Origin of the sequence: Intrasporangium sp., from assembly GCF_032907665.1 — a bacterium.
In the GTDB taxonomy this organism is placed as follows: domain Bacteria; phylum Actinomycetota; class Actinomycetes; order Actinomycetales; family Dermatophilaceae; genus Intrasporangium.
Genome location: NZ_JAJJPG010000253.1, coordinates 1 through 2,660 on the forward strand (window position 1 = coordinate 1; position 2,660 = coordinate 2,660).

The window sequence follows — 2,660 nt, forward strand, 5'->3', positions numbered from 1 at the left end:
CGCAACCCGGCGAGCGCCTCGAGCGAGGTCTCGCGGGGGTGCTCGTCGGTGTCGACGACGGTGACGGCGCCCTTGCGGCCGGGCACCTCGACGGGCACGATCTCCCGGGCGAGCCGCCCGCTCGCGATGGCCCTCGCGGCCCGCTCCTGCGAGCGCAGGGCAAAGGCGTCCTGGTCCTCCCGTGACACCGCGAAGTCGTCGGCGACGTGCTGCGCGGTCTCGGGCATCGAGTCGATGCCGTATGTCTCCTTCATCCGAGGGTTGACGAACCGCCAACCGATCGTCGTGTCGAAGACCTCGTTGCTGCGCGACCACGCGGCGCCCGCCTTGGGCATGACGAAGGGCGCCCGCGTCATGCTCTCGACACCGCCGGCGACCATGAGGTCGGCGTCGCCGGACCGGATCGCCCGGGCGGCGATCCCGACGGCGTCCAGACCAGAGGCGCAGAGGCGGTTGACGGTGATGCCAGGGGTGCGCACCGGCAGCCCCGAGAGGAGCACTGCCATCCGGGCCACGTTGCGGTTGTCCTCCCCGGCTTGGTTCGCGCAGCCGAGGACGACGTCGTCGACCGCCTCCCAGTCCACCGACGGGTGTCTCGACATGAGGGTCGAGACGACGTGGGCAGCGAGGTCGTCGGGACGCACGGGAGCCAGCGCACCGGCATACCGCCCGATGGGAGTGCGGACCCCCGAAACCAGATATGCCGTGCTCATCGCGTTGCCTCCATCGTCTCGGGTGGGTTGTCGACGTTCCTGCCGCTCGGGGTCCGACACGGCTCGCCCATGATCCCCGATCGCCCCGGCGGCCGGGCGGGCGTCGTGAGGGTCACAGGCGTGCGAGCACCCGCGGCGCACCCCGCCGACGGTGACGGTGCGATCATGGAGATGGACAGCTCGCCGATCCCGTGGCGCGGCTGCCGGAAGGGCACGAAGCGATGCGTCGTGGAGAGTGGCGAGGGCTCCGGTGGAAGCATCATCTGGGGCGGATCGCCACGACGGTCGAGGCTCGGACGTCCTACAAGCGCAGGTTCCGGCTGCGGGAGTTCTATGACGCGGCCGTGCTGCTGCCACAGGCAGCCGCCGTGCTCGTCGCCAACCGGCTGCGTCGCGTGATGGACCCGCGCGCCATCGAGCGGGTGATGCTCGCGGTGACCGAGGTGAACGGGTGCCCCGCGTGCTCCTGGGCGCACACGCGGATGGCGCTGCGGGAGGGCATGTCGGGCGAGGAGATCAGCGGCCTGCTCGCCGGGGACGGTGAGGTGGTCCCGCCGGACGAGGCCACCGGCGTGGTCTTCGCGCAGCACTACGCCGACTCGCGTGCCCGCCCCGACCGAGCGGCCTACGAGGCGGTGGTCCGCGAGTACGGTCGCCGGAGGGCGCGGACGGTCCTCGCCGCGGCGCACGTCATGCTGGTGGGCAACATGTACGGCATCCCGTACAGCGCGTTCATGGCCCGCTTGAGTGGCACGCCGTACCGGGACTCCAGCCTCGGGTACGAGGTGGGGATGCAGGTCGCGGGGGCGCTCGCCCTGCCCGTGGCGCTGGTCCACGGGCTGGTGCGCTGGGCGGCCGGTCGTCCCGCGGTGCGTTTCGCCGCGGACGAAGCAGGCTGAGGTCATCGGGCGGATCCTGAGCGGGGGTTGTCGACCCTCGCGGGGGTCTGGACCGTCTCGGCGCTCATCGCTGTCCCTCAGCTCATCGTCAGGCCGCCGCTGACGCTCAGAGTCTGGCCCGTGACGTAGACGGAGTCGTCGGAGGCGAAGTACGCGACCGCGCCGGCGACGTCGGAGGGCTGCCCCAAGCGGCGGAGCGGGATGGCCTTGGTCAGCGCCTCGCGCAGGCCCTGGTTGTCGCCGGCGAACTCCGCGAACAGCTGCGTATCGGCGGGGCCGGGGCAGATGACGTTGACGCGGACCTGCTTGCGGGCCATCTCGCGGGCCGTCGACTTCGTGAACGCGATGACCCCGCCCTTGGCGGCCGAGTAGACGGCCTCGCCGGACGAGCCGACCCGGCCGGCGTCGCTGCTGATGTTGACGACGGAGCCCGAGCCCTGCTCGGCCATGATCGGCAGGACCGCCTTCATCGTGTTGAGCACGCCGTAGAGGTTGATCCCGATGATCTTCGGCCAGAGCTCCTGCTCGAGGTCGAGGAACGGGGCGGCCTTGTCCCAGCCGGCGTTGTTGACGAGGACGTCCACGCGCCCGAAGCGGTCCTTCACCGCGGCGACCATGGCCTCGACGGAGGTGTAGTCGGACACGTCGCAGCCGAGGCCGATCGCGCTGTCGCCGATCTCCTTCGCCGCCTGCTTCGCCCCGTCCTCGTTGACGTCGGTGACGACGACGGTCGCACCCTCGGACGCGAGTCGCTCGGCGATGCCCCGGCCGAGGCCGCGGGCGGCGCCGGTGACGATGGCGATCTTGTCGGTGAGCCTGGTCATGGTGTGCCTTTCAGGACGTTCGCGGTATGCCGCTGGGCTGGCTTGCAGGGCAAGCGGGCCCAGGTGCGTGGCTGATCAGGGGGCGTACCGGCGGCCCAGGAGGGAGCGGGAGATCACGAGCTTGGAGACCTGCGCGGTGCCGTCACCGATCTCGAGGCCGATGACGTCACGCAGGCGCTGGCCGACCTTGTGCTCGGACGAGTAGCCGATGTGCCCGATCGTCA

The 2,660-nt window shown here is 71.2% G+C and carries 4 protein-coding genes; 1 reads left to right on the top strand and 3 read right to left on the bottom strand.

Features of this window, described 5'->3' with window-relative positions:
* On the bottom strand, positions 1-713 hold a 713-nt coding region (locus LOY02_RS19050; protein ID WP_317183936.1), incomplete at its 3' end, for a beta-ketoacyl synthase N-terminal-like domain-containing protein.
* A 221-nt stretch (positions 714-934) separates the two neighbouring features.
* On the opposite strand from LOY02_RS19050, the gene LOY02_RS19055 reads away from it, so the two are divergent.
* Entirely contained in the window at positions 935-1,612 is a 678-nt protein-coding gene (locus tag LOY02_RS19055) for a carboxymuconolactone decarboxylase family protein (protein WP_317183937.1), read from the top strand.
* 77 nt (positions 1,613-1,689) lie between these two features.
* On the opposite strand, the gene LOY02_RS19060 is transcribed toward LOY02_RS19055, so the two are convergent.
* Positions 1,690-2,436: a 3-oxoacyl-ACP reductase family protein gene (locus LOY02_RS19060; protein ID WP_317183938.1), complete on the bottom strand. Its 747-nt coding sequence runs from the start codon at positions 2,434-2,436 to the stop codon at positions 1,690-1,692.
* 75 nt (positions 2,437-2,511) lie between these two features.
* Entirely contained in the window at positions 2,512-2,655 is a 144-nt protein-coding gene (locus LOY02_RS19250) for an acyl-CoA dehydrogenase family protein (RefSeq protein ID WP_410505984.1), read from the bottom strand.
* Positions 2,656-2,660 lie beyond the last annotated feature (5 nt).